Source organism: Mesorhizobium sp. J428 (genome assembly GCF_024699925.1).
Lineage (GTDB): Bacteria > Pseudomonadota > Alphaproteobacteria > Rhizobiales > Rhizobiaceae > Mesorhizobium_A.
Genome location: NZ_JAJOMX010000001.1, coordinates 63,183 through 87,360, shown reverse-complemented (window position 1 = coordinate 87,360; position 24,178 = coordinate 63,183). Strand labels below are relative to the sequence as shown.

The following is a 24,178-nucleotide window of genomic DNA, read 5'->3' as shown; positions in this document are numbered from 1 at the left end:
CATTCATGCTCTCGCGCCTGTCGATCCGCGATATCGTCCTGATCGAGCGGCTCGACCTCGACTTCGGGTCGGGCCTTTCCGTGCTGACGGGCGAGACAGGCGCGGGCAAATCCATCCTTCTCGATGCATTGTCGCTGGCGCTCGGTGCGCGCGGCGACGCTTCCCTGGTGCGCCAAGGGTCCACGCAGGGGCAGGTGACGGCCGTGTTCGACGTGCCGGGCAACCATCCGGCCCGCGAACTTCTTGAAGCGAACGCGTTCGACACCGACGGCGACATCATCCTGCGCCGCGTGCAGACGGCCGACGGCCGCACGCGCGTCTTCGTTAACGACCAGCCGGCGAGCGTCGGGCTGATGAAGGACATCGGCCGGCTGCTGGTTGAACTGCATGGCCAGCACGACGAGCGCGCGCTGGTCGATCCCGCCGCGCACCGGACGCTTCTCGACGCGTTCGGCGGCCATCTCGGCGAGGTTTCAGCGACGGCCAACGCGTTCCGCCAGTGGCGCGCGACCGAGCAGGAGCTTGCCCGCCACCGGGCCAAGGTCGAGGCCGCGGCGCGGGAGGCGGACTATCTGCGCGCTTCCGTCGCCGAACTCTCCAAGCTCGATCCCCAGCCTGGCGAGGAAGAAGAACTGGCGGAGAAGCGCGCGCGCATGATGCGGGCTGAGAAGACCGCCTCGGAAGTCAACGACGCGGTCGAGACGCTGTCCGGCTCCACATCGCCGGTCCCCGCGCTGTCGAGCCTGCTGCGTCGTCTGCAGCGCAAGGAAGCGGAGGCACCGGAGCTGCTCGGTGAGATCGTCCGGACGCTGGACGAGGCGCTGATCGCGCTCGACGCCGCGCAGGAGGCCGTGGCGGCCGCCGAACGCGCGCTTGATTTCGATCCCCGCATCCTCGAGCAGACCGAGGAGCGGCTGTTTGCGCTGCGGGGCGCGGCACGAAAATTCTCAGTGACGGTCGAGAACCTGCCGGCACTGCGCGATTCGATGGTGGCCGACCTTGCCGACCTCGATGCGGGCGAGGGGCGGCTCGCCTTACTCGAGAAGACCGCGACGGAGCTGCGCGGCGTCTACGACCGCCAGGCCGAGCACCTGTCCGCGCTGCGGCACGCCGCTGCGACCGGTCTCGCGGCCGCGGTCATGGCTGAGCTGCCGGCGTTGAAGCTGGAGCGCGCCGAGTTCATCGTCGACATCTCCACCGAAGCCGCGGACCGGACGGAGGAGGGGATCGACCATGTCGAGTTCCAGGTGCGGACGAACCCCGGCACCCGCCCCGGCCCGATGATGAAGGTCGCCTCCGGCGGCGAGCTTTCGCGGTTCCTGCTGGCGCTGAAGGTGGCGCTCGCCGATCGCGGCTCGGCGCCGACCCTGGTCTTCGACGAGATCGACACAGGCGTCGGCGGCGCTGTCGCCGATGCGATCGGCAAGCGGCTGGCGCGATTGTCGGCGCGGGTGCAGGTCCTGTCGGTCACGCATGCGCCGCAGGTGGCAGCGCGTGCGGCCACGCACTACCTGATCTCCAAGTCGGGTGTCGATCGCGTCACCACGGCGGTTGTGGAGCTCGAACAGTCCGACCGGCGCGAGGAGATCGCGCGCATGCTCGCCGGTGCGACGATCACCGAGGAAGCCCGCGCCGCCGCGCACCGGCTGTTGGCCGAAAGCGCCGGCTGACAGGAACTTGTCAGCAGGTTGTGCCGGTCGGCACGGGGCGATTTACAAATCCCGCCGTTTGGTCGAAACCTTGCCGCCTCAATCGCCGAAACGGATGCCCTCATGACGATCGAGAACACGCCCGTCGAGAAGCTCACGGAAGAACAGGCCGCCGAGGAGCTGGCGCGGCTGGCGACCGAGATCGCCGGACACGACCGGCGTTACCACGCCGAAGATGCCCCGACGATTTCCGACGCCGCCTACGACGCGCTGAAACTGCGAAATGCCGCGATCGAGGCGAGTTTCCCCGAGCTGATCCGGGAGGATTCGCCGTCGAAGTCGGTCGGCGCCGCACCTTCCTCCGCCTTCGCGCAGGTGCAGCATTCGAAGCCGATGCTGTCGCTCGACAACGTCTTCTCGGAAGAGGACGTCACGGATTTCGTTGCCTCGGTGCGCCGCTTTCTCAACCTCGGTCCCGAGGCGCCGCTGGTCTTCACCGCCGAGCCCAAGATCGACGGCCTGTCGATGTCGCTGCGCTACGAGAACCGGAGGCTGGTGACGGCCGCCACCCGCGGCGACGGCACCACCGGCGAGAACGTCACGGCCAACATCCGCACCATTGCCGAGATTCCCGAACGCCTGCCGGCGGATGCGCCGGATATCGTCGATGTGCGCGGCGAGGTCTACATGCGCCGAGACGACTTCCTCGACCTGCAGAAGCGCATGGCAGAGAGCGGCCAGACCTTCGCCAATCCGCGCAACTCCGCCGCCGGCAGCCTGCGCCAGAAGAACCCGGAGGTGACGCGGTCGCGCCCGCTGAAATTCTTCGCCTATGCCTGGGGCGAGACGTCCGAGCCGCTGGCCGACACGCAATACGACTCGGTGCTGCGCTTCCGCGACTGGGGGTTTCCCGTCAACGAGCGGATGAAGCGTTGCGCCTCGCTGGAGGAGATGCTGGCACAATATCGCGCGATCGAGGCCGACCGCGCGAGCCTGCCGCATGCGACATCGACGGCGTCGTCTACAAGGTCGACCGGCTCGACCTGCAGGAGCGCCTCGGCTTTCGTTCGCGCTCGCCGCGCTGGGCGACGGCGCACAAGTTCCCCGCGGAAAAGGCCACCACCGTCCTCAAGGCCATCGACATCCAGGTCGGCCGCACTGGCGCGCTGACGCCCGTGGCACGCCTTGAGCCGGTTACGGTCGGTGGTGTGGTGGTCGTCAACGCAACCCTGCACAACGAGGACTACATCCGCGGCATCGGCAATGACGGTAGTCCGATCCGCGAGGGCAGGGACATCCGCGTCGGAGACACGGTGCTGATCCAGCGCGCCGGCGACGTCATTCCGCAGATCCTCGACATCATGCCTGAGAAGCGGCCGGCCGATTCCACGCCCTACGAGTTCCCGCATCTCTGCCCAGCCTGCGGCAGCCATGCCGTCCGCGAGGAAGGGGAGGCGGTGCGCCGCTGCACCGGCGGGCTGATTTGCCCGGCGCAGGCGGTGGAGCGGCTGCGCCACTTCGTGTCGCGCAACGCGTTCGACATCGAGGGGCTTGGCGAGAAGCAGATTGAGTTCTTCTTCAACGCCGAGGATCCGGCACTGCGCATACGCGAGCCGGCCGACATCTTCACCCTGAGGGAGCGCCAGCGCGCTTCGCTGACCAAGCTCGAAAACATCGAGGGCTTCGGCGCGGTTTCGGTCAAGAAACTGTTCGACGCTATCGATGCCCGACGGGCGGTGGAGACCTCCCGCTTCCTCTTCGCCCTCGGCATCCGCCACATCGGCGAGACCAATGCGAAGCGCATCGCGCGTCATTTCACCAGCTTCGAGGCGATCCGTGCCGTCGCGACCGAGGCCGAGATCCCCGCCGGCAAGGGCGACAAGGGCAATGCCGCCTGGCAGGAACTGAACGCCGTCAACGGCGTCGGCGAGGTCGTGGCCGAAGCGCTGGTCGAGTTCTTCAACGAGGCGCACAACCAGAAGGCCGTCGATGACCTGCTCGCGGCCGGCGTCGTTCCGCTCGACGAGGAGAAGGTGGGGCAGGTCGATAGCCAGTTCAGCGGCAAGACCATAGTGTTCACCGGCGCGCTGGAGCGCATGTCGCGCGACGAGGCGAAGGCCATGGCCGAACGACTCGGCGCCAAGACGGCAGGGTCGGTATCGAAGAAGACCGACCTCGTCGTCGCCGGCCCCGGCGCCGGTTCCAAGCTTAAGGCGGCCACGGATCTCGGCATCGAGGTGATCGACGAGGACGAGTGGTTCAGGCGCGTGGAAGGGTGATTGCCGGGCTGAACGCTGGCTCAACCGAATTCAACAGACACGCCCGGCGGACGAACCTACAACGCCCGCGACGATGAACCTGACATGGGCGTGGAGACTACCATTCCTGCGAATACTTCGAGCCAGTTCTGGTCGGGCATGCGGGCCGCAATTCCCGCGACGTTTGCGGCAGCGCCGTTCGGTATCCTCTACGGGGCGCTCGCCGCGAAGCAGGGGCTCTCGTTCTTCGAGATCGTCTTGATGAGCATGACGATTTTCGGCGGCGCATCGCAGATGGTCGGCGTCGAGCTGTTCGGGCAGCGCCTGCCGGGCTGGATCGTGGTCCTGTCGATCTTCGCCGTCAATTTCCGCCATGTGCTCTATTCCGCCGCCGTCGGCCGGCGCATCACGCACTGGCGTCCCTGGCAGCAGGCCGTCGGCTTCTTCTTCCTTGTCGATCCCGTCTATGCGGAGAGCGAGCGCAAGATCGAGGCGCGGCAGGAGATCGGCTTCGCGTGGTACATGGGCATGGGCGTGCTGGTCTACCTTACCTGGGTCCTGCTCTCGGCGATCGGCGCGGGGTTCGGCGCACTGATCCCCGACACCCATGCGCTTGGGCTCGACTTCCTCCTGCCGATCTACTTCCTCGGGCTGGTCATGGGCTTCCGCAAGCGTCCGCTCTGGCTGCCCATCGTCGTCGCCTCAGGCGTCGTCGCGGTGATCGCCTACCGCTATGTCGGTTCGCCCTGGCATGTCTCGATCGGCGCCGCCGCCGGCGTAGCGCTCGCCGCCGCGCTGGCGAAGCCGCATCCGCCGGCCGATCCTGAGCCCGACGAGGCGGGGGCCGCGCCATGAGCGGGACGGTCTGGATCATCCTCGCCGCTGCGGCAATGACCTATCTGGCACGTGCAGGCGGCCATTTCGTCCTGTCGCGCTTCGAGCGCATTCCCCCGCGCGTGGAGGCCGGGCTCAACGCCGTGCCCGCCGCGGTTCTCACCACGCTGTTCGCGCCGGCGCTGTTCAACGGCGGGCCGGCCGAACTATCGGCGATGGTGGTCGCGGGCCTCGTCGCGCTGCGCTTCAGCTTCATACCGATGTTCATCGCCGGCGCGGTGGTGCTGATCGGGCTGCGCTATCTGCTCGGATGATGGTGGTCGGCGAAGGGTGAGGTCGCAGCTTCCAGCCAGGCCCGCTCGTCGCCCGCCAGCAGGGGACCTACCTCCTCGCGCACGCGCGCATGGTAGGCGTTCAGCCACTCGAACTCCTCGCGCGTCAAGAGCTCCGTCGCGATCATGCGCTTGTCGAAGGGCACCAGCGTCAGCGTCTCGAAGCCGTGCATCGGCAGGTCGCCGCCTTCGACCGGCATCGCCTCGGTGACGACGATCAGGTTCTCCAGCCGGATGCCGTAGGCGCCTTCCTTGTAGTAGCCCGGCTCGTTGGAGAGAATCATCCCCGGCAGCAGCTTCTCGGTGCCGGATTTGGCAATGCGCTGCGGGCCTTCGTGCACCGACAGGAACGATCCGACGCCGTGGCCGGTGCCGTGCGCGTAGTCGAGGCCGGCCTTCCACAAGGCGGCGCGCGCGAAGGCGTCGATGTCGGCGCCGCGCGTGCCTGGCGGAAAGCGCAGCATCGAGATCTGGATCATGCCCTTCAGCACCAGCGTATAGCGCTCGCGCATCTCCTTGGTCGGCTCGCCGATCGGCAGCGTGCGGGTGATGTCGGTGGTGCCGTCCTGGTGCTGGGCGCCGGAATCGACGAGGTAGAGTTCGCCCGGACCCAGCGTGCGGTTGGTCGCGGTCGTCACGCGATAGTGGATGACCGCGCCATTGGGCCCTGCGCCGGAGATCGTGTCGAAGGAGATGTCGCGCAGCGGCATCTGCAGCTCCTTGCCGGTCTCTGTGCGGCAGTTCTCCAGCGCGGTCACCGCCGCGATCTCGTCCACCGAACCGGGCGGCCGCGTCTCGATCCAGCGGACGAAGCGCGACACGGCCGCACCGTCGCGCCGGTGCGCGTTGCGGGTGCCTGCAAGTTCGGCGTCGTTCTTGGTGGCGCGGGGGAGGCGTGCCGGGTCGGCGAAGGACACGACCGTACCGCCGTTCTCCTCGACGATCAGGCGCAGCTTCTCCGCCACGAGCGACTGATCGAGGCCGACCTTGGCACCGGCCTTCGCCAGTGCCGCGATCTCGCTCTCCAGCGTCGACGGCGGCCGGATGTCGGACAGTTGCGTCAGATAGGCCTCCGTGGTGCGCGGCAGCTTCCGCTTGTCCATGAAGAGCAGGTGCTGGCCGTCGGCCGAGATCACCGCGAAGCCCAGCGCCAGCGGGGTGTGGGGCACGTCGCGCCCGCGGATGTTGAAGGTCCACGCAAGCGAGGAGGGGTCGGTCAGGATCGTGTGGGTCGCGCCTTCCGCCTTCAGGCTCTCGGCGATGCGCGCGAGCTTGTCCTTGGCGAGCTCTCCCGCATAGTCGAGCGGCTGGATGTCGACGGATTCGAGCGGAGCTGCCGGCTGGTCGTCCCAGATTGCGTCCACTGCGTTCTTCGCCACCGCGACCAGTTCGGCGCCGCGCTTTTCGAGCGCGGTCTTCAGCGCCTTGGCTTCTGCGATGGTGTGCAGCCACGGGTCGAAGCCGATCCGCGCGCCCTTTGGGGCATTCTCGCCCAGCCATTTGGCGGGCGGCGTCTCGACGAGGTTCTGCACCGAGAAGATCGACGGATCGACCTGGCCGCGCACCTGGAGCGTGTAGCGGCCGTCGACGAAGATCTGCGCGCTGTCGGCGAGGATGATCGCAGCGCCCGCCGATCCGGTGAAGCCGGTCAGCCAGGACAGCCTTTCGGCGCGCGCCGGCACATATTCGCCCTGATGCTCGTCGGCGCGCGGCACGATGAAGCCGTCGAGCTTCTTCCCCGCAAGCCATTCGCGCAGGCGCGCCACGCGGGCAGCACCCTGGGAGGGATCGGATGTGACGTCGAAGGACTGGAACATGCTCGGCACCGGTTTCGGGGAGGCGCGACGGTAACCGCAGCGACCGGCCGTTGCAATCTCGATGCCCGGCGGAGCATTTATGAATATTGCATTGCACAATTCTCTCTTCGCATATGCAAAATTGCATATCGCACATGCGAGATGAGCCATGGTGAATCAAGTCGGTGTTTCATACATTGGCTGACGTGGAGGATGGATAGTCCGACCGAAGGAGACCATCATGACCAAGACTGCGAAGCCCGGCTTTTTCCGCAACGCGCTCAATGCGTTGATCGAGGCGCGTGCTCGTCAGGCCACCCACTATGTTAACGGCGCCCTGCTGATGCTGGACGACGAGACGCTGGCGAAGAACGGCTACAGCCGTGACGTGCTGCGCCGTAACGCGCGCGCACCCTACGCGTACTGATTTCCTACCCTTACCGGTAGAGCGCGCTTGTCGCGCTGGTGAAGGCGGCTGGAGACAGCCGCCTTTTTCGTGCCTGCGAGAGATTAGCGCTTGAGGTGGATCGCCACCCAGCCCTCGCGGTGCAGCGTCCTGACATGGCGGAAGCGCTGGCCCGCATAGGCCGCCACCACCGCGTTGCGCTGGCTGTCGAGGATGCCCGACAGCACCAGGGATCCGCCCGGCGTGACATGGCGTGCCATCTGCGGCGCGAGCCGCATCAGCGGGCGGGCGAGGATGTTGGCGACGATCAGGTCGAACGGTCCCGCCGCCGCGAATGCCGCATGGTGGAAGCCGGGCGCCGTCACGCAGGTCAGCCAGGCGGCGACGCCGTTGATCGCCGCGTTCTCCTTGGCCACCTCCGTTGCGACCGGGTCGATGTCGGTGGCGAGCACCGGGATATGTGCCATCTTCGCCAGCGCGATGGCGAGCACGGCGCTGCCGGTGCCGAGGTCGAGTGCGTTGCGCGGATGCTCGCGCCGCACCACTTCCGACAAAACCTGCAGGCAGCCGGCCGTCGTGCCGTGATGACCGGTGCCGAAGGCTAGTCCTGCCTCGATCTCGATCGCAAGATCGCCGATGCGACGCTTGTCGCGGTCGTGCGAGCCGTGCACCAGGAACCGGCCGGCGCGCACCGGCTTCAGCCCTTCCAGCGACTTCGTCACCCAGTCGATGTCCGGAACGGGCTCGACCGCGAAGCTGCGGTCCGCAAGGTCGTCGGGAACCAGCGCGGCAAGGCGTTCGGCAACGCCGTCCTCCGCCTCGTCGACATAGGCGGAGACTTCGAAAATAGCCGCCTTCTCGTCCACCTCGAAGATGGACAGCGGCCAGCCCTCTTCTTCCAGGCCGAGTTCGAGCGCCGCGTAGACGCGTTCCGTCTCGGCCTTCGGCCCGCGGAGGTGATAGCGGATCTGGCCCATGGTCAGGATCCGGTCGCCAGCCGCTTCAGCTTGGCGACCGCCGTCTGGCCATTCTCGCCATAGGCGATGGTGCCGGCAAACGCGCCGCCCTTCTCGAGCAGCAGCACGGAGGCCGTGTGATCCATCGTGTACTCGCCGCCGCCGGTCTCGACCTTGCGCGAATAGATGTTGAACGACTTCACCATCGCCGCCACCTTGGCCGGGTCGCCGGTCACACCTGTGATGCGCTGCGAGACGTTGCTGACATACTGGTCCATGATCTCCGGCGTGTCGCGCTCCGGATCGACAGAGACGAAGAAGGCGCGGATGTTCTCGCCCTCCGCGCCGAGCTGTTTCAGCCAGCCGTCGAGCTCGAACAGCGTGGTCGGGCAGATCTCGGGACAGTGGGTGAAGCCGAAGAAGACCGCCGAAGGCTGCGCCCTGAATTCCTTCTCGCTGATCGGCTGGCCCTTCTGGTCGACGAGTTGGAACGCGCCGCCATAGGCGTCACCCGAGCCGACTTTCGCATACCAGTCGAAGGCGACATAGCCGATGCCCGCCGCGACGAGGAAGAGAAGCCCGTAGAGGATCGCGCGCATCGTATTCACCCGAGACTGTGCCTAAATGGCCCCGGCGTCAGAAACACCAGGAGAGACCTGACGCGGTCAGCGTCATCAGCATGGCGGATCCGTTTCCGATCCATGCGGCAAATGCCACGCCCGTGAAGCCGCCCACCGCGATCGCGGCAAGCGCGACGCGGACCAGCCAACTTCCCGATGTCGATCTGCCAGACATGCCGCAGATATAGCGGGCGGCATTCGCCTTCGCAAAGGGCATGATGCCGCGTTGGCAGCCTGTCCGAAACGCGCGAAGCTCTTCGAACCCACGAATGCCAGGAGACATGCATGGCTACGCAGGCACCCAAGGGCTACTCTCGCCTCCAGATCGCCCTCCACTGGATCATCGCGCTGCTGATCGGCGTGCAGATCCTCTACCACGATCCGATGGAAGAGGCGTGGGACGCCGTCCGCGACGGGCTCGCGGTTCCGGCGAACGTGAGCTTCGGCGTTACCGTGCACGTCGCCGTCGGCGTGTCCGTCCTGCTGCTTGCCTTGCTGCGGCTCGGCGTCCGCGTCACGCGCGGCGCACCGGCCCTGCCGGCGGAGGAGCCCGCGCCGCTGCGCCTCGCCGCGAATGCGACACACGTCGTGCTCTACATCCTCATGATCGCGATCCCGCTCGGCGGCCTCGCGGCATGGGTGGGCGGCGTCAAGCCCGCGGCCGGCATACATGGCCTGGCGGCGAACATCCTGTTCTGGCTGGTTGTCGTGCACATCCTGGGCGCGCTCTACCAGCGCTTCGTCTTGAAGTCGGACGTGCTGACCAGGATGGTGGCACCGCAGAAATAGCGGCGCCTGGCGAGACCGGCATTGCAAGGCGGACGGCCTGACCCTACCTCTCGCGCTGTCGTCCAAGGAGATCCGACATGAACCGTTTCGCCGCCGCAGCCCTGTTCCTCGGCCTTGCCGCGTCGCCAGCCCTGGCGCAGGAGGTCGGCGAAGTCGGCGTCGACTGGCTCGGCAACGACATCATCGTCGAAGCCTTCAAGGACCCGAAGGTCGACGGCATCACCTGCCACGTCTCCTATTTCGAGCGCGGCGTGATCGACCGGCTGCAGAAGGGCAACTGGTTCGAGGACCCGTCCGATTCCTCAATCGCCTGCCGCCAGACCGGCCCGATCGCGATCCGCGACATCGACCTCACCAAGGGCGGCGAGGAAGTGTTCAACCAGGGCATCTCGCTGATCTGGAAGCAGCGCGTCGTCAACCGCATCTACGACAAGGCCAACGATACGCTGATCTACCTGTCGCATTCGCGACAGGTGCAGGACGGCTCCGCCAAGATGGCGATCTCGACCGTGCCGCTGTTCAATCAGCCCGTGACCTGGGCCAACGGCAAGCCGCAGTAACTTGCGGCCGCGGGAGCGGGCGCGTATTGGCTCGGCCATGTCCGACGAGCGCTTTCCCTCCGACGAGCCGCGCATCCATCCGACCGCCGAGATGAAGGGCTGCCGGCTCGGCCGCCACGCCGTGGTCGGCGAACGGGTCATCCTGCGCGACGTGATCGTTGGTGACTACTCCTATTTCGAGCGCCATTCCGAGGCGGCCTATGCCGACATCGGCAAGTTCTGCTCGATCGCGGCGAACACGCGCATCAATGCGCTCGAACATCCGATCGAGCGGATCACCCAGCACAAGATCAGCTACCGTCCGAACGAGTTCTTCCGCTTCCTCGGCGTCGACCAGGAGTTCCGCGCCCGCCGCGCGGACAAGCGGGTCAGGATCGGTCACGATGTCTGGATCGGGCATGGCGCGGTGATCATGCCGGGTGTGTCCGTCGGCAACGGCGCGGTGATCGGCGCGAATGCCGTGGTGACGCGCGACGTCGCCGCCTTCACGATCGTCGCCGGCTCGCCGGCCAGGACGGTGCGCAGGCGCTTTCCTGACGAGATCGCCGTGCGCATCGAGAAGCTCGCCTGGTGGGATTTTTCGCGTGAAAGACTGTTCGAGGCCGTGCCGGACATGCAGCGGCTTTCGGCCGAGGCATTCCTCGACAAATGGGAAGACGCCGGTCCGTAAGGCCGGCCTGTTTGCATAGGAGACAATCCATGACCAAGGTTCCGACCAAGCGGCTGAATTCCGGCGCGGAGATGCCGGTGATCGGGCTGGGCGTGTGGCAGGTCGCCGACGAAGTAGCCGCCGACGCCGTGGTGACCGCTATCGAGGCAGGCTACACCAGCATCGACACCGCCGCGGTGTATCGCAACGAGCGCGGGGTGGGCGAGGGGATCAGGCGCTCCGGCGCGCAGCGCGAGAAGCTGTTCGTCACGACCAAGGTCTGGAACGATGCGCAGGGCTACGACACCACGCTCCAGGCTTTCGACAAGAGCCTGGGCCGGCTCGGCCTCGACTATGTCGATCTCTACCTGATCCATTGGCCGGCCGCCTCGCGCGGGCTCTATCTCGACACCTGGAAGGCGCTGGAGAAGCTGAAGGCCGACGGACGCGCGCGTTCGATCGGTGTGTCCAACTTCCACATCCCGCACCTGAAGCGGCTGTTCGACAGTTCAGATGTCCGTCCGGCGCTCAACCAGATCGAGCTGCATCCCGGCCTGCAGCAGGCGGAGCTTCGCGCCTTCCATGCCGCGAACGACATTGCCACCGAGGCCTGGAGCCCGCTGCAGCGCGGTGCGGTCGACACACCGGAGATCGTCGCCATCGCGACGAAGCACGGCCGCACCCCGGCGCAGGTGATCCTGCGTTGGCACCTCCAGCTCGGCAATATCGCCATCCCGAAATCCGTCACGCCGTCGCGTATCCGCGAGAACATCGCCGTCTTCGATTTCGAGCTGGACGAGGCGGATATGGCGGCAATCGCGAAACTCGACGCCGGCGTGCGCACCGGGCCGAACCCGGACACCTTCGCCTGACGGAACCGTGCGAACTTCTCCCGCGTTTCGGGGCGTCGGTCCGGAGCAGGAGGGGTCCATGCAGGAAGAGATCGTTCGCATCGTGTTCGGCGAGGCGGAGACGGCCAATGTCTGGTTCTATGCCGAGATCGTCTTCCGCACCCTGGTCATGTATCTCTATACGATCTTCCTCGCCCGGATGGTCGGCCATGACGCGATCGGGCAGATCGGACCGTTCGAGTTCGTGCTGGTCATCGCCGTCGGCTCGGCCGCCGGCGATCCGATGTTCTATCCCGATGTCGGCCTGCTGCAGGGCATACTGGTCATCACCGTTGTTGTCTTGCTGCATCGGGCTACGGGCGCTTTGCTCGCACGATCGAGCAGGGTCGAAAGCCTGGTCGAAGGCGATCCGCTGCTGGTGGTCAAGGATGGCCGCGTCGTCGAGGAAGCGCTCGGTTCCGGCGCGCTCAGCCTGCGCGAGCTCTTGGCGTTGCTGCGTGTCGAGAGTGTGCGCGACGTTGGTGAGGTCGAGGCGGCCTATTTCGAGAACAACGGCAAGCTAAGTGTGTTCCGCTACCCCGCCGAGAAGGCCAAGCGCTCGCGCTCGACTGAGCCGCTCAGGACCCAGCGCTAGCTCTCCGCTTTGATGGAACGCGCCTTCTCCAGCAGCAGCTCCCTGTCGCGGCCGTGGCGCGCGATCAGTTCCTCCGCCTGGTTCGGCGACAGGTCCGTGTTCTCGGCGAGGAACTTCACGTCCTCGTCCAGCAGCTTCTCGCGCCGGTCCGTCTTCACTGCGCCGGGCATCAGTTCGGCCTCTCGATCAGCTTGTTGAAGCGGCTGACCTGGCCGTTGTCGAGCATGTCCTGGTGCAGGAAGGCCAGCTTGCGGTCTTCGAAGATCTCGAAGAACTCGTCCCACTCGATCTCGCGGAACCCATCTTCAGGATCGCCGAAATCGATCCGCAGCACGCCTTCGCCGACCACGGCGGGCCGACCCTCGCGGCTTTCGACCCATTTGCGGATGACTTTGTGATCGGTGGTTGCGACAGCTTCGGTCATTGTCTTGCTCCTCGGCTTTTTGCTGCCAACGGTGAGCCGGACGGATTGTTCCGCTCCTCGCGGATCCAGGCGTAAGGGAAGTGGTCGCGGATGCGGGCGTTGAAGAAACGGCCCTTCGAAAACGCGTGGCGGAGGCCGCGCGCCGTTTCCGGCGGCACGTCCCGGTAGTCGTAGCGGCGGCCGTTGGCCACGAACCAGACCGACAGCACCCGGCTTGCCTCGTCATACTCGAAATGCCGGATCGACGTGGAGGGCATGGCTCACTCTCCGGTGTCGCGGTTCGACGCGGCCAGCGGCTTCGATTCGGGGGATCCACGGTGGCGGAGGAAGATCGACAGGACGACGAGGACCGCGGTCGAGAGGAACTCGGACTGCCAGTTCTGGAACGACTCGAACCAGAAGGTCGGGTCGCCGAGATGGGCGTAGGCCGGAATGGCCGGCTGGCCGTGTGCCAGTGCATCGGCGTTCCGCGTCGCCGCGCTCGACATCCAGTGCAGCAGGAAGGACAGGACAAAGAGCAGGGCCAGAGCGAGGCCGAGCCCGTGCGCGTAGAGCCAGTCGCCCAGCCGGCTTGCCGCGCGGCGATGGGCCGGCACCTCGTCGCCCGGCCGGTGCAGGCTGATCCGGATCGCGGGATTCGGACGAGCCGCGCTGGAACAGCATCGCGGTCAGCACGACGTAGGCCGCCATCTGCAGGAATTCGCTCTCCCAGTTCTCGAACAGGGCGGAGGAGAACGGCGCGGAGAGGAAATAGGCGCCGAGCGTCAGGGCCGGTTCGCCGTGGACGGCGCGCATCTCGTTCTCGTGCGCCAGGCCGGCGACCAGCATGCCGGCGAGACTTAGGGCGAAGGCGCCCAGCAGCACGATGGTGAGGCTGTTGTCGCGCAAGAACCGCATGGCCGAACCGCTCCGTGATGGATGATCGAGCAGAACGATCAAGAGCGGCGGAGGTTGCGGCATGGCGCGGGGGAGGTGCGCGACTCGGCGGCAGCTTCTCGCCGGATGGGGTCGACGCCACTCGCGATTTCGTGAACGCACAACATCGCCGCCCGCTTTTCAGGCCAGCCGATGCGCGTATCATGAGCGCATGTCTCGCCTGCAAGCTCGACTGGCCTCATGCTTCGGAGCAGCGGTGATGCTGGCGCTCGGTGCATCCGCGGCGCCGGCCGAGGATCAGGTCGTCGACGTGGAACTGGTGCTTGCGGTCGACGTCTCGCTCTCGATGTCGCCTGACGAACTCGTCATCCAACGCGACGGTTATGTGGCGGCCCTCACCGATGACGCCGTGCTGCGGGCGATCGCCGACGGCGCGCATGGCAGGATCGCCGTCACCTATGTCGAATGGGCAGGCTCCGGCGTGCAGCAGGTCGTGGTTCCCTGGTCAGTGATCGCGACGGCCGAGGACGCGCAGGCCTTCGTCGCCAAGATGACCGCAACGCCGCCGCGCAGTGCGCGCCGTACCTCGATCTCGGCCGCGCTCGACTATGCCGCGTCGCTGTTCGACACCAGCGGCTACAGGGGCATGAAGCGGGTGATCGACGTGTCGGGCGACGGACCCAACAACCAGGGCACGCCCGTCGACCAGTCGCGCGACCGCATCGCGGAAAAAGGCATCACGATCAACGGCCTGCCGCTGATGACGAACGGCCATGGCATGTCCTCGGCCTTCGACATCGCCAATCTCGACGCTTATTACTCGGACTGCGTGATCGGCGGCCCGGGCGCCTTCATGATCCCGGTCAACGGCTGGGCTCAGTTTCCCGAGGCGATCCGGCGCAAGCTGGTGCTGGAACTCGCGGACGGGGAGCACCCGCTCCGCACGGCAATGGAGGCGGAGTTCCCGCCCGTCATCAAGGCCGCCACGATCTTCACGACCGATTGCCAGATCGGCGAGAAGATGTGGAACAATCGCGGCTGGATCGACATCCAGTAGACGGCTCTCACTCCTCTCGGGATTCTGGACCGCCCGGCCGCGGTGCGAGATAGATTACCAGCGACCCGAGCAGAGCGGCGACCACCGAGCCGAGCAGGATGCCGACCTTGACGTCATCCTGCAGAGCGGCGTTGCTGGCGAAGGCGAGCAGGCCGATAAACAGGCTCATTGTAAAGCCGATGCCGCAAAGCAGCGACACCCCCAGCAGATGCATACGTGCGGCGTTCGCAGGCATGTCTGCAAAACCGAGCTTGATCGCTGCGTAAGACGTGCCGAAGACTCCGACGAGCTTGCCGACGACGAGGCCTGCCGCGACGCCGAGCGTCAGCGGATCGACGAGCGTGTCGGCCGACATGCCGGAAAAGGAAACGCCGGCATTGGCAAAGCCGAAAATCGGCACGATCACGAAGGGGACAACGCCGTGGAGGGCGTGTTCCAGCCGGTGCAGCGGCGAATGGTCGGCGTCGTCACGCAGCGCGGGGCTTGCCCGCAGCGGGATGGTCAACGCCAGCGCCACGCCGGCAAGCGTGGCATGCACGCCCGACTGCAGGACAAGGACCCACAGCACCACGCCCAGCGCGAGATAGGGCAGGAGGCTGCGCACGCCGAACCTGTTCATGGCGACGAGGATCGCCAGCACGCCCACCGCGCCGGCGAGATACGCCATCTGCAGATCGGCCGTGTAGAAGACCGCGATAATGATCACCGCGCCGAGGTCGTCGATGATCGCAAGCGCCGTCAGGAACACCTTCATCGAAGCGGGGACACGGCTGCCCAGCAGCGACAGCACACCAAGCGCGAAGGCGATGTCGGTGGCGGTCGGGATCGCCCAGCCCCGCATCGTCTCCGCATTGCCCCAGTTGAGCGCGGCGTAGATCAGCGCCGGCACCGCCATGCCGCCGGCTGCAGCCAGCCCGGGCAGGATTCGCCGCGGCCAGGTCGAGAGCTGGCCGTCGAGCACCTCGCGCTTGATCTCGAGGCCGACCAGCAGGAAGAACACGGCCATCAGCGCGTCGTTGATCCAATGCGACACGCTGAGCGGGCCAAGATACGACTTCAGGGCGGCGAAATAGACCGGCGCTAGTGCCGAGTTGGCGACGATGAGCGCAAGCGCCGCCGCCGCCATCAGCACGATGCCACCCGAGGCCTCGCTGTCGAGAAATTCGCGAAAGATCGATCTCTGGCGGGTGCTCACGTCCGGCCTCCTTTTGGTTGGTCGGCCGCAAGGGCCATCATAGTCGCGCCGGGCGGCCCGACGCATCCATTAGACATATCCGATCAGAGGTGGAATTGCAGCGCCGCGGACCGAGAATCCGCAACTTTGTATGAGAATCGCCTACGCTGCCAGCAGCTGCTTGCGGTCGGCGCGTTCCTGCTGCGGCGAGCGGGCGTAGAGCTCGCGGTAGCATTTCGAGAAGTGCGAGGCCGAGACGAAACCGCAGGCCACCGCCACCTCCACCACCGGCAGCGACGACTGGATCAAGAGGTGCCGCGCCCGGTCGAGCCGGATCTCCAGATAATAGCGCGCCGGCGAGCGGCCCATCTCCTGTTGGAACAGGCGCTCGATCTGCCGGCGCGACAGGCCGACATGGTCGGCGATTTCGATCAGCGACAGCGGCTCGGAGAGGTTCATCTCCATCAGTTCGATGATCGACAGCACCTTGCCGTTCTGCACGCCAAGGCGGGCGCGCAGCGGCAGGCGCTGGCGGTCCGTCGGGCTGCGCACGCGGTCGGTCAGCACCTGCTCGCAGACGCGGTTGACAAGCATTTCGTCAAAGTCGTCGCCGATCAGCTTCAGCATCATGTCGAGCGCGGCCGTGCCGCCGGCGCAGGTGTAGACGTTCTGGTCGACCTCGAAGAGGTCGGCGAAGACGTTGGCCTTGGGGAACGCCTCGGAGAAGCCGGGCAGGTTTTCCCAGTGGATCGCGCAGCGCTTGTTGGAGAGCAGGCCGGCAGACGCCAGCACATGCGCCCCGGTGCACAGGCCGCCGATCGCCACGCCGCGGTTGTATTCCTCCCGCAGCCAGGCGAAGGCGGAGCGGTTCTGGTATTTCTCGACATTGATGCCCGAGCAGACGATGACCATCGAGGGGCGCTCAGGGCCGCTCATCTTGCGCCGCTCGTCTTCCAGCGAGGTCTGAACCGCGATCTCGATGCCGCTGGAGGCATTCACCGGCCGGCCGTCAGCGCTGGCGAGCCGCCAAGTATAGGCGTCGTAGCCGAGCATTCGATTGGCGAGCCGCAGCGGCTCTATCGCCGTCGAAAAGGCGATCAGCGTGAAATCCGGGACGAGAAAGAAGACGATCGAGCGTTTGATGGCTGGCTTTACGGTCACGAAACACTCCCGGAAACCTGGCTATCGGCGAACGGCTTTCATCGTCGCGATAGGAAAAGTGTCATCCGGAACGTCGGGAAATGTCAATGTGATTGCGGCAGCGGCTGATCCGAATGCGACATGGCCCTCTTTTCGTGTCGCAAAAAGAAAAAGCCCACGCAGCTTGCGCTGCGCGGGCAAGGAGGTCTTGACTGGAAGAAGACGGAGCCGCGGGAGGGAACGGCTCCGGTATGCTTTACATCACGAGACCGCCGAGGCGGTTGGCCGCGAGCGCAGCGGTCTGGCCCGGCATCGTCCGGCCGAGGCGCGCACGCTCAAGGCTGGTGGTGAGGTTGCCGGCGCGGCGGCCGCGGAAGAAGGTCGACAGGAACTTCATGGTAGCTCTCCAAGCAAATCGTGCGTTTTACTCGGAGCGGCCGGCGCGATGACTGCGTCAAGCAGCTCTTTTCATGGCGCGGATATAGGCATCTGCCGCGATCCTTGCAGTGGCAAAAGCGAACAGCCGCGTCGTAAAAGCGATACCGCGACGTCCGGAAACATTCCCGAATTCAAGATAACGGTTTGAAACAAAAGGGATTATTTGGATTTTGACCCAGTCATGCGGCTGGCTCACATGCGTCATGCGGCCGTTGCATGGCTGCGCGGCACCTGCCGCCGCGATGGGCAGAAAACAAAAGTCCCGCCGCGAGCTGCGGGGCGGGACTTTTAGGGTCTCGGCCAGGGCGCCGTCGCAGCGCCGTGCGATATCAGCACCAGCCGCCGGTCACGACCTTGTTGACCGTGTTGTGGCGGTAGGCTTCCGGCCAGCCGATGTCCTTCTGGATCTCGACGGGCAGCGAGCGGATCGACCGTTCGGTTTCCTGGCGGGCGCGGGCGGCGCGATAGTCGGCCGCAAAGCGGCTGAGCGCGGTCATGATGGACATTTCACTCTCCTTGAGTTTGCAATGAAAGGCTTGGGAGGAGCCTTTCGATTGCGTGCCATTTAGGCAGCTCTTGTTTCAAATTTATTGCGGGCGGCTGACGGACCGTTTCGATTTGCGAATCAATTCGTCACGGTTCGCCGAATTCGTCGGCAATTGCCTTGTTGCAGTGCAACATGCAAGCCGCGCCCGTTCACCGCATCATTGCGGCGTTTCGGTGGCGGATTACGACCGGGCGCGAAATTCACGCTCGAAATCGATGCCGTCGGGCCAGCCGATGTCCTTCTGCATGCCGTGCGGCAAATCTGCGATGCGCATGGCGGTGCGAATGCGAAGACGGCGGGCGCGCTGCGTTGCGATGAACTGGGCAAATGCGGTGTAGATCGACATGACTTTCTCCATTCGTTGGGGCGAAAGGGCGTCTCGTCCTTCCATGAGATTGACTATGCGACCGGAATGGAGTTCAATCAAACGAAATGGAATGATCGATTGGATCAAGAAAACTGAACTGAGGGCTCCATGAACGCTCCGCTCAACCATCCTTTGCCGCTACTGGAACTCGACGTGCTGCGCACCTTCGTGGCGATCGCCGAGACCGGAAGCTTCACGCTCGCGGCCAATGCGGTGTTCCGCACGCCCTCGGCCGTGTCGATGCAGATCAAGAAGCTGGAAGAGACGCTCGGGCGCGCGCTGTTCACGCGCGACGCGCGCTCCGTATCGCTCACCGCGGACGGCGAGATCCTCATCGGCTATGCGCGCCGGTTGCTCGCGATCAACCGCGAGGCCGTTTCCAAGTTCGTCATGCCCGACATCCAGGGCGTCGTGCGGCTGGGCTCGCCGGACGACTATGGCGAGCGCGTGCTGCCCGACGTATTGCGCCGCTTCGCGCAGTCCCACCCTTCGGTCGCGGTCGACGTCGTCATCGACCAGAGTTCCAATCTGCGCCGGCGCATGGACGATCGCGAGCTCGACATCACGCTGATGACTTGCTCCGGCAAGGTGATCCCCATGGATGCGGAGATCCTGCTGACGGAGCAGATCGCCTGGGCGGGCGCCAGGGGCGGTTGCGCGCATATGCGAGAGCCGCTGCCGGTATCGTTGTGGGAGGAGGGCTGCGCCTGGCGCATCCGCGCACTGGATGCGCTGAGCACCAGCGGACGCGACTACCGCATCGCCTATATGAGCGCCCACACCTCCGGCCAGCGCTCGGCGATCCTCGCAGACCTCGCGGTCGCGCCGCTGCCGAAGTCGTTCATCGGCGAAGATCTCGTTATCCTGGGGCCGAAGGACGGTCTGCCGGAGCTCGGCACCTACAATCTGGTGATGATTGTACGTCCGGACGCCAGCGCGCCGGTGCGGGCGGCGGCCGACCATATCCGCGCGACGATGGAAGCGTTCAAGGAAAACGGCCGCTTCGCGCTCGCCGCCTGAGCGGCGGGAACTTCCGCGCCCGACCGGGGTTTTTCGTGCGGCGGCCCGTCCGGGCCGCCGCATCCGTATGGAGGCGTCGTAACACATCATGGAGCGGCCGGCCGTCGACGAACTGCTCAGGGAATACAGGGCGAAGCGGGATTTCTCGAAGACCGCGGAGCCCGACGACAGGCCCGCGCCGAAGGCTGCCGGCGAGGGGCTCGCCTTCGTCGTCCAGAAGCATGATGCGACGCGCCTCCACTACGACTTCCGCCTCGAATGGGCGGGCGTGCTGAAGAGCTGGGCCGTGACGCGCGGCCCGAGCTACGATCCGGCCGAAAAACGGCTGGCTGTACGCACGGAAGACCATCCTCTCGCCTACGGCGCCTTCGAGGGCACGATCCCTGAGAAGGAGTATGGCGGTGGCACGGTGATGCTGTGGGATCGCGGCACCTGGGAGCCGGTCGGCGATTTCGAGAGCGGGCTGAAGGAGGGCAAGATCGTCTTCCGTCTCGACGGCGAGCGCCTCAAGGGCGAGTGGACGCTTGTCCGCATGAAGCCCCGCGGTCGGGAAAAGCGCGAGAACTGGCTGATGATCAAGCATCGCGAGGAGGGATTCGTCCCACCGCGCGGCGACGTGCTGAACCGGTTCACCAAGAGCGTCGCGTCGGGCCGCACCATGGCGCAGATCGCGAAGGGCGGCCGTGGCCTAAGCAAGAGCGACCTGACGGCGAAGCGACCCGAGGGCGGATTGACGGGCAAGGTCGATCCGCCGGCGCGTAAGGTCTCGAAGGAATTGCCAGTGCCGCGCTGGCGCGAAGTACGCTCGCGACGCTGGTCGGCGAAGCGCCCGACGGCGGCGAGTGGCTGGCCGAGATGAAGTATGACGGCTACCGCGCGCTGATCGCGGTGGCCGGTGAAGAGGCCAGGATCTACACACGCAGCGGCCTCGACTGGACCGGCAAATTCCCCGGCATCGCCGCTGCGGCCGCGGCACTTGGTGTCGGCTCTGCGCTGATAGATGGCGAGATCGTTGCTTTCGACCGCAATGGAAAGACCGACTTCTCCACTCTGCAGAAGGAGATCAAGGCCGGCGGCAGGGACTTGTCCTGCTTCGTCTTCGACCTGCTCGAACTGGACGGGGAGGATCTGACGCGACTGCCTCTCACCGAGCGCAAGGCGAAGCTGGAAGCGTTGATCAGCGCCGGCAGCGAGCCGCTGCTGTTCTCCACCCATGTTCTCGGCAAGGCGGACGAGGTCTTCCGGCAGGTCTGCTCGGCCGGGCATGAAGGCATCGTCGCCAAGCGCGCGGACGATCCGTACATATCCGGCCGCGGGCGGAGCTGGTTGAAGATCAAGTGCACGAAGCGGCAGGAGTTCATCGTCGGCGGCTATGCGCCGTCGGACAAGCGCGGCCGCACCGTCCGCTCGCTGCTGATCGGCGTGATGGAGGATGGCGAGCTCACCTACAAGGGGCGGGTCGGCGCCTTCGAGGGAGATACGCTTGGCGAGGTGGAAGAGCTCGTCGGCTCCCTTGTGCGCAAGTCGTCGCCTTTCGTCTCCGTTCCGCGCGAGATGGCGCGTGGCGTGGTCTGGCTCAAGCCGGAGCTCGTCATAGAGGTCGACATGGCTGAGTTCACGGCCGATGGTGTGGTTCGCCACGGCGTGGTGCGCGGGATCCGCGGCGACAAGCCCGCGAAGGACGTGGTGCTGGAGATACCGAGGGAGACGGCCATGCAGCATGAGACGCGCGATATCTTTGCCGGCGTTAAGCTCTCCAGCCCGCAGAAGGTGCTGTTCGAAGAGCAGGGCGTGACCAAGGCCGATCTCGCCGCGCATTACGAGCGCGTGGCGAAGCGGATCCTGCCGCATGTGACGCATCGTTTGCTCAGCCTGGTGCGCTGCCCCGACGGGGAGGGCGGCCAGTGCTTCTTCCAGAAGCACGATTCCCGCGGCTTTCCCGACGAACTGAAGCGGATGGAAATCGAGGAAAGCGATGGCAAGCGGGACAATTATCTTTACGCGGAAGACCTGTCGGCGCTGATCGCGGGCGTGCAGATGGGCACGCTGGAGTTCCATATCTGGGGCTCGCGCATCGACAAGTTGGAAAAGCCCGACCGACTGGTGTTCGACCTCGACCCGGACGAGGGGCTGGGCTTCGCCGACGTGCGCGACGCGGCGTTCGACCTGCATGCTCGGTTGGAGAAGATCGGCCTGAAGACCGTCCCGATGGTCACGGGCGGCAAGGGCGTCCACGTCATAGCGCCGATCGCGCCGCGCGTGGAGTGGCCGCAGGTGAAGGAGTTTGCCAAGGGCTTTGCCAAAATGCTCGAGGACGAGGCGCCGGACCGCTACGTCGCCAACATGTCGAAGGCCAAGCGCAAGGGGCGCATCTTTGTCGACTATCTGCGCAACGAGCGCGGCTCCACCGCGATCTGCCCCTATTCGACCCGCCGCCGCAAGGGCGCGCCGGTGGCGACGCCGGTGTCGTGGGGGGAGCTGAAGGATCTGGAGGCGGCGAACAGCTTCCACATCGGCGACATGGAGCAGCGCCTGACTCAGGCCGATCCCTGGAAGGCGGCCGACGGCTGGAAACAGTCGATCACCAGCGAGATCATGGCTAGCGTCGCAGGCGGATAACCGTCAGGCCGCCTTCGCGGCCGTCTGTGCCGGAGCCTGTTCCAGGAAGGCGACCATCCTGTCGCGGGCGGGCCGCGCTTCGGGGATGTCGAGCAGCGGCCAGACGTGGAACATCCCGTCCGCCCGCACCAGCTCGATGTCGACGCCGGCCGCCCGCGCCTTGTCCACGAACAGGACGGTGTCCGGATAGAGCAGGTCGCGCGTGCCGGAGAAGATCAGCGTGCGCGGCAGCGCCGCGACGTTGCCGTAGATCGGGCTGATGCGCCAGTCGTCGAGCTTCAGAGCGCCGGCATACATGTGCATCGCCGCCAGCGCGCCGGGAATGTCGAGCCAGGGATCGCGTTTCGCATAGTCCCGCACCTCGGGATTGGCGAGCGAGGAATCGACGCTCGGCGACAGCAGCGCCAGCGACGAGGCGATTGGTTCGCCTCTCTCGGCCGCCATCATGGTCAGCACCAGCGCCATGTTGGCGCCGGCGGAGTCGCCGACGATCGCGGCATGCGGCGCTTCGGCAAAGACCTGACGGTAGACTTCGCCGGCCATCCCGTAGATCTGGTCGAACTGGTGTTCGGGCGCGAGCGGATAGATCGGAACCGTCACCTGCGCCGACAGGCGCTCGGCCAGTTCGGCGATCAGAAGCCAGTGAAACGGCGTGAGTTCGAAACAATATGCCCCGCCATGCAGGTAGAGGAGCCGCCGTCCGGCCGTGCCCGCCTTCGGCCGAGCCTCGTAGACTACATGGCCCTGCACCTCGCGTTGGGTGATGTCGAGGCGGTCTTTCACCTTGTCGGGCGGGCTGTGGTCCTCGACCAGGCGCATCTTGGCGAGGCGCTGCCGCAGCCCTTCCTCGGACATGAACGCCTTCTTGCGCGTGCGCTTCAGCACGAAGGCGTAGAAATGCGATTTCAGGCTGGCCATGGCGTCCTCCCAGGCGCGGGAGTAGTAGTGCGGCCGCCCGCTTAGTCAATACGCGCGGGAAACGGCGGCTTCGGGCGCTCTCCTGCGATCGCGGTCCGGCACGTCGCTGTTCAGGAACTCCACGATCAGGTTCCGCGCGCGGCGGGCCTCGGGCATGTCGATCAGCGGCCAGACATGCATCATGCCGGGCTCGACCACCAGCTCCACCTCGACGCCCGCGCGCCGGGCGAGGTCGGCGAAGCGGATCGTGTCCAGTGTCAAAAGGTCGAATTCGCCGGCGAGGATGAGCATCGGCGGCAGCACCGAGAGGTCGCCCTTGATCGGGCTGATGCGCCAGTCGGCACGGTCCATATGCGGCGCATAGTGGCGGATCGCCTCCAGGCCGCCCTCGATATCGAGCCAGGGATCGAGCCGCGCCGCCTGTGCGACGTCGGGATTTTCCAGCGTCATGTCGAGGCCGGGCGAGATCAGCACGTGGCGGGCAGGACCAGCGAGGCCTTCTTCGGCCGCCATCATGGTCAGCACCACGGCCATGTTGCCGCCGGCGGAATCGCCCATGAAGACGATCTCGCCGGTCGGGCTCTCCGCCAGCATCCTGCGATAGGTCTCCATCACCATGCCGAACATCTCCTCGAAGCGGTGTTCGGGCGCGATCGGATAGACCGGCACGGTGATGCGGGCGTCGAGGCGTTCCGCCATTTCGGCGATCAGCCGCCAGTGAAACGGCGTGATTTCAAACACATAGGCGCCGCCGTGCAGGTAAAGTATCCGCCTGCCGCCCTGGCCGCCGCGCGGCGCGACGTCATAGACCGGGGCCCCGAGCACCTCGCGGCGCGCGATGTCGAGACGCCGCGAGAGCGCGGCCGGCGGCCTGTGATCCTCGAACATGCGGGCGCGCGCGATCCAGCGGTTCATTTCCGCAGCACTGGCAAAGGCCTTCTTGCGGGTGCTGCGGAGATAGAGCGAGACGATACGGGACTTGAGGCTGGGCATGCGCGCAGAACCCACTCGACGGACCTTCGTTCCTCCCTCCGCGCAAAGATCGATCCGTTTGCCGGCTGGGTCAAGAGTCCGGCATGCCCCAGGCATAGGGCGGCCGCCGCCTGCGCTTCCGGCGCCAGCCGATATCGCGCCTGATCTCGGGATCGAGCGCGTCCAGCAGCTCCTCCATGCGGCGTCGCCTCCGTGCATCGCGACGGCGCTGAGCATAGCGGGCAATCATATCGAACGGGAACATATCGGCCTCCTGTCAGGGAGGCGGATA

28 protein-coding genes and 3 pseudogenes are annotated in these 24,178 nt (G+C 66.0%); 13 read left to right on the top strand and 18 right to left on the bottom strand.

Annotated features, from left to right (window positions below):
* Positions 1 to 5 precede the first annotated feature (5 nt).
* The 4 genes and pseudogenes from recN to LRS09_RS00445 all read left to right on the top strand — a co-directional run bounded on the left by recN (position 6) and on the right by LRS09_RS00445 (position 5,055).
* On the top strand, positions 6 to 1,670 hold the full coding sequence (recN, locus tag LRS09_RS00460) for a DNA repair protein RecN (RefSeq protein ID WP_257803594.1): 1,665 nt from the start codon (positions 6 to 8) through the stop codon (positions 1,668 to 1,670).
* Positions 1,671 to 1,772: 102 nt separating this feature from the next.
* Positions 1,773 to 3,928: pseudogene (ligA, locus tag LRS09_RS00455) on the top strand (NAD-dependent DNA ligase LigA).
* An 84-nt stretch (positions 3,929 to 4,012) separates the two neighbouring features.
* On the top strand, positions 4,013 to 4,762 hold the full coding sequence (locus tag LRS09_RS00450; protein ID WP_257803593.1) for an AzlC family ABC transporter permease: 750 nt from the start codon (positions 4,013 to 4,015) through the stop codon (positions 4,760 to 4,762).
* Positions 4,759 to 5,055, top strand: coding sequence for an AzlD family protein (locus tag LRS09_RS00445; RefSeq protein WP_257803592.1), 297 nt, complete (start codon positions 4,759 to 4,761; stop codon positions 5,053 to 5,055). The genes LRS09_RS00450 and LRS09_RS00445 overlap by 4 nt, the downstream gene beginning before the upstream one ends.
* Here the strand turns inward: LRS09_RS00445 and LRS09_RS00440 are convergent.
* On the bottom strand, positions 5,040 to 6,890 hold the full coding sequence (locus LRS09_RS00440) for an aminopeptidase P family protein (RefSeq protein ID WP_257803591.1): 1,851 nt from the start codon (positions 6,888 to 6,890) through the stop codon (positions 5,040 to 5,042). The genes LRS09_RS00445 and LRS09_RS00440 overlap by 16 nt on opposite strands.
* Before the next feature lie 220 nt (positions 6,891 to 7,110).
* On the opposite strand from LRS09_RS00440, the gene LRS09_RS00435 reads away from it, so the two are divergent.
* Positions 7,111 to 7,296: a hypothetical protein gene (locus tag LRS09_RS00435; RefSeq protein WP_085465809.1), complete on the top strand. Its 186-nt coding sequence runs from the start codon at positions 7,111 to 7,113 to the stop codon at positions 7,294 to 7,296.
* An 83-nt stretch (positions 7,297 to 7,379) separates the two neighbouring features.
* On the opposite strand, the gene LRS09_RS00430 is transcribed toward LRS09_RS00435, so the two are convergent.
* The 3 genes from LRS09_RS00430 to LRS09_RS00420 are packed head-to-tail and all read right to left on the bottom strand — an operon-like array spanning position 7,380 to position 9,068.
* Positions 7,380 to 8,252 (bottom strand): 50S ribosomal protein L11 methyltransferase, encoded by an 873-nt coding sequence (locus LRS09_RS00430; protein ID WP_257803589.1) that lies wholly within the window; start codon positions 8,250 to 8,252, stop codon positions 7,380 to 7,382.
* A 2-nt stretch (positions 8,253 to 8,254) separates the two neighbouring features.
* A complete protein-coding gene (locus LRS09_RS00425; RefSeq protein WP_257803588.1) occupies positions 8,255 to 8,830 on the bottom strand; it encodes an SCO family protein in 576 nt (191 codons plus the stop codon).
* A gap of 37 nt (positions 8,831 to 8,867) precedes the next feature.
* Positions 8,868 to 9,068, bottom strand: coding sequence for a hypothetical protein (locus tag LRS09_RS00420; RefSeq protein WP_257803587.1), 201 nt, complete (start codon positions 9,066 to 9,068; stop codon positions 8,868 to 8,870).
* Positions 9,069 to 9,136: 68 nt separating this feature from the next.
* On the opposite strand from LRS09_RS00420, the gene LRS09_RS00415 reads away from it, so the two are divergent.
* From LRS09_RS00415 to LRS09_RS00395, 5 genes are all read left to right on the top strand, one after another.
* Positions 9,137 to 9,640, top strand: coding sequence for a cytochrome b (locus tag LRS09_RS00415; RefSeq protein WP_257803585.1), 504 nt, complete (start codon positions 9,137 to 9,139; stop codon positions 9,638 to 9,640).
* A gap of 77 nt (positions 9,641 to 9,717) precedes the next feature.
* Complete coding sequence (locus LRS09_RS00410; RefSeq protein ID WP_257803584.1) at positions 9,718 to 10,200, top strand: CreA family protein; 483 nt, start codon at positions 9,718 to 9,720, stop codon at positions 10,198 to 10,200.
* A 37-nt stretch (positions 10,201 to 10,237) separates the two neighbouring features.
* Positions 10,238 to 10,870, top strand: a complete 633-nt coding sequence (locus tag LRS09_RS00405) for a DapH/DapD/GlmU-related protein (RefSeq protein ID WP_257803583.1) — start codon at positions 10,238 to 10,240, stop codon at positions 10,868 to 10,870.
* A gap of 29 nt (positions 10,871 to 10,899) precedes the next feature.
* A complete protein-coding gene (locus LRS09_RS00400) occupies positions 10,900 to 11,721 on the top strand; it encodes an aldo/keto reductase (RefSeq protein ID WP_257803582.1) in 822 nt (273 codons plus the stop codon).
* 58 nt (positions 11,722 to 11,779) lie between these two features.
* Complete coding sequence (locus LRS09_RS00395; protein WP_257803581.1) at positions 11,780 to 12,334, top strand: DUF421 domain-containing protein; 555 nt, start codon at positions 11,780 to 11,782, stop codon at positions 12,332 to 12,334.
* Here the strand turns inward: LRS09_RS00395 and LRS09_RS00390 are convergent.
* From LRS09_RS00390 to LRS09_RS29920, 5 genes and pseudogenes are all read right to left on the bottom strand, one after another.
* Complete coding sequence (locus tag LRS09_RS00390) at positions 12,331 to 12,504, bottom strand: hypothetical protein (RefSeq protein WP_257803580.1); 174 nt, start codon at positions 12,502 to 12,504, stop codon at positions 12,331 to 12,333. The two genes, LRS09_RS00395 and LRS09_RS00390, sit on opposite strands and share 4 nt — an antisense overlap.
* Complete coding sequence (locus tag LRS09_RS00385; protein WP_257803579.1) at positions 12,504 to 12,758, bottom strand: hypothetical protein; 255 nt, start codon at positions 12,756 to 12,758, stop codon at positions 12,504 to 12,506. Before LRS09_RS00385 ends, LRS09_RS00390 begins: the two co-directional genes overlap by 1 nt.
* A complete protein-coding gene (locus LRS09_RS00380; protein ID WP_257803577.1) occupies positions 12,755 to 13,015 on the bottom strand; it encodes a KTSC domain-containing protein in 261 nt (86 codons plus the stop codon). The genes LRS09_RS00385 and LRS09_RS00380 overlap by 4 nt, the downstream gene beginning before the upstream one ends.
* A 3-nt stretch (positions 13,016 to 13,018) precedes the next feature.
* The gene (locus tag LRS09_RS29925; RefSeq protein ID WP_308240261.1) at positions 13,019 to 13,354 is read right to left on the bottom strand and encodes a DUF6766 family protein; all 336 of its coding nucleotides are present in this window, start codon (positions 13,352 to 13,354) and stop codon (positions 13,019 to 13,021) included.
* Between the two features lie 76 nt (positions 13,355 to 13,430).
* Positions 13,431 to 13,655, bottom strand: a pseudogene (locus LRS09_RS29920) (DUF6766 family protein); the annotation flags it as partial.
* Between the two features lie 238 nt (positions 13,656 to 13,893).
* Between LRS09_RS29920 and LRS09_RS00370 the strand changes: the two are divergent.
* Positions 13,894 to 14,691, top strand: coding sequence for a DUF1194 domain-containing protein (locus LRS09_RS00370; protein WP_257803576.1), 798 nt, complete (start codon positions 13,894 to 13,896; stop codon positions 14,689 to 14,691).
* A 7-nt stretch (positions 14,692 to 14,698) separates the two neighbouring features.
* On the opposite strand, the gene nhaA is transcribed toward LRS09_RS00370, so the two are convergent.
* The 6 genes from nhaA to LRS09_RS00340 form a co-directional block, all read right to left on the bottom strand.
* A complete protein-coding gene (nhaA, locus tag LRS09_RS00365) occupies positions 14,699 to 15,886 on the bottom strand; it encodes a Na+/H+ antiporter NhaA (RefSeq protein WP_257803575.1) in 1,188 nt (395 codons plus the stop codon).
* A 141-nt stretch (positions 15,887 to 16,027) separates the two neighbouring features.
* Positions 16,028 to 17,026, bottom strand: a complete 999-nt coding sequence (locus tag LRS09_RS00360; RefSeq protein WP_257803574.1) for a GlxA family transcriptional regulator — start codon at positions 17,024 to 17,026, stop codon at positions 16,028 to 16,030.
* A 235-nt stretch (positions 17,027 to 17,261) separates the two neighbouring features.
* Complete coding sequence (locus LRS09_RS00355) at positions 17,262 to 17,402, bottom strand: hypothetical protein (RefSeq protein WP_257803573.1); 141 nt, start codon at positions 17,400 to 17,402, stop codon at positions 17,262 to 17,264.
* Positions 17,403 to 17,459: 57 nt separating this feature from the next.
* On the bottom strand, positions 17,460 to 17,648 hold the full coding sequence (locus LRS09_RS00350) for a hypothetical protein (protein ID WP_257803572.1): 189 nt from the start codon (positions 17,646 to 17,648) through the stop codon (positions 17,460 to 17,462).
* 124 nt (positions 17,649 to 17,772) lie between these two features.
* Positions 17,773 to 17,949, bottom strand: coding sequence for a hypothetical protein (locus tag LRS09_RS00345; protein WP_257803571.1), 177 nt, complete (start codon positions 17,947 to 17,949; stop codon positions 17,773 to 17,775).
* 222 nt (positions 17,950 to 18,171) lie between these two features.
* Positions 18,172 to 18,336 (bottom strand): hypothetical protein, encoded by a 165-nt coding sequence (locus tag LRS09_RS00340; protein WP_257803570.1) that lies wholly within the window; start codon positions 18,334 to 18,336, stop codon positions 18,172 to 18,174.
* A gap of 129 nt (positions 18,337 to 18,465) precedes the next feature.
* Here LRS09_RS00340 and LRS09_RS00335 point away from each other — a divergent pair, with 129 nt between their 5' ends.
* Positions 18,466 to 19,377 carry a LysR family transcriptional regulator gene (locus LRS09_RS00335; RefSeq protein ID WP_257803568.1) on the top strand — a complete coding sequence of 304 codons (912 nt, stop codon included), beginning with the start codon at positions 18,466 to 18,468 and terminating at the stop codon, positions 19,375 to 19,377.
* Between the two features lie 88 nt (positions 19,378 to 19,465).
* Positions 19,466 to 21,996: pseudogene (gene ligD, locus LRS09_RS00330) on the top strand (DNA ligase D).
* Between the two features lie 3 nt (positions 21,997 to 21,999).
* Here ligD and LRS09_RS00325 read toward each other — a convergent pair.
* The 3 genes from LRS09_RS00325 to LRS09_RS00315 all read right to left on the bottom strand — a co-directional run bounded on the left by LRS09_RS00325 (position 22,000) and on the right by LRS09_RS00315 (position 24,151).
* Positions 22,000 to 22,914: an alpha/beta hydrolase gene (locus LRS09_RS00325; protein WP_257803566.1), complete on the bottom strand. Its 915-nt coding sequence runs from the start codon at positions 22,912 to 22,914 to the stop codon at positions 22,000 to 22,002.
* Positions 22,915 to 22,959: 45 nt separating this feature from the next.
* The gene (locus tag LRS09_RS00320) at positions 22,960 to 23,907 is read right to left on the bottom strand and encodes an alpha/beta hydrolase (RefSeq protein ID WP_257803564.1); all 948 of its coding nucleotides are present in this window, start codon (positions 23,905 to 23,907) and stop codon (positions 22,960 to 22,962) included.
* Positions 23,908 to 23,977: 70 nt separating this feature from the next.
* Positions 23,978 to 24,151: a hypothetical protein gene (locus tag LRS09_RS00315; RefSeq protein WP_176247564.1), complete on the bottom strand. Its 174-nt coding sequence runs from the start codon at positions 24,149 to 24,151 to the stop codon at positions 23,978 to 23,980.
* Between the last annotated feature and the right edge of the window lie 27 nt (positions 24,152 to 24,178).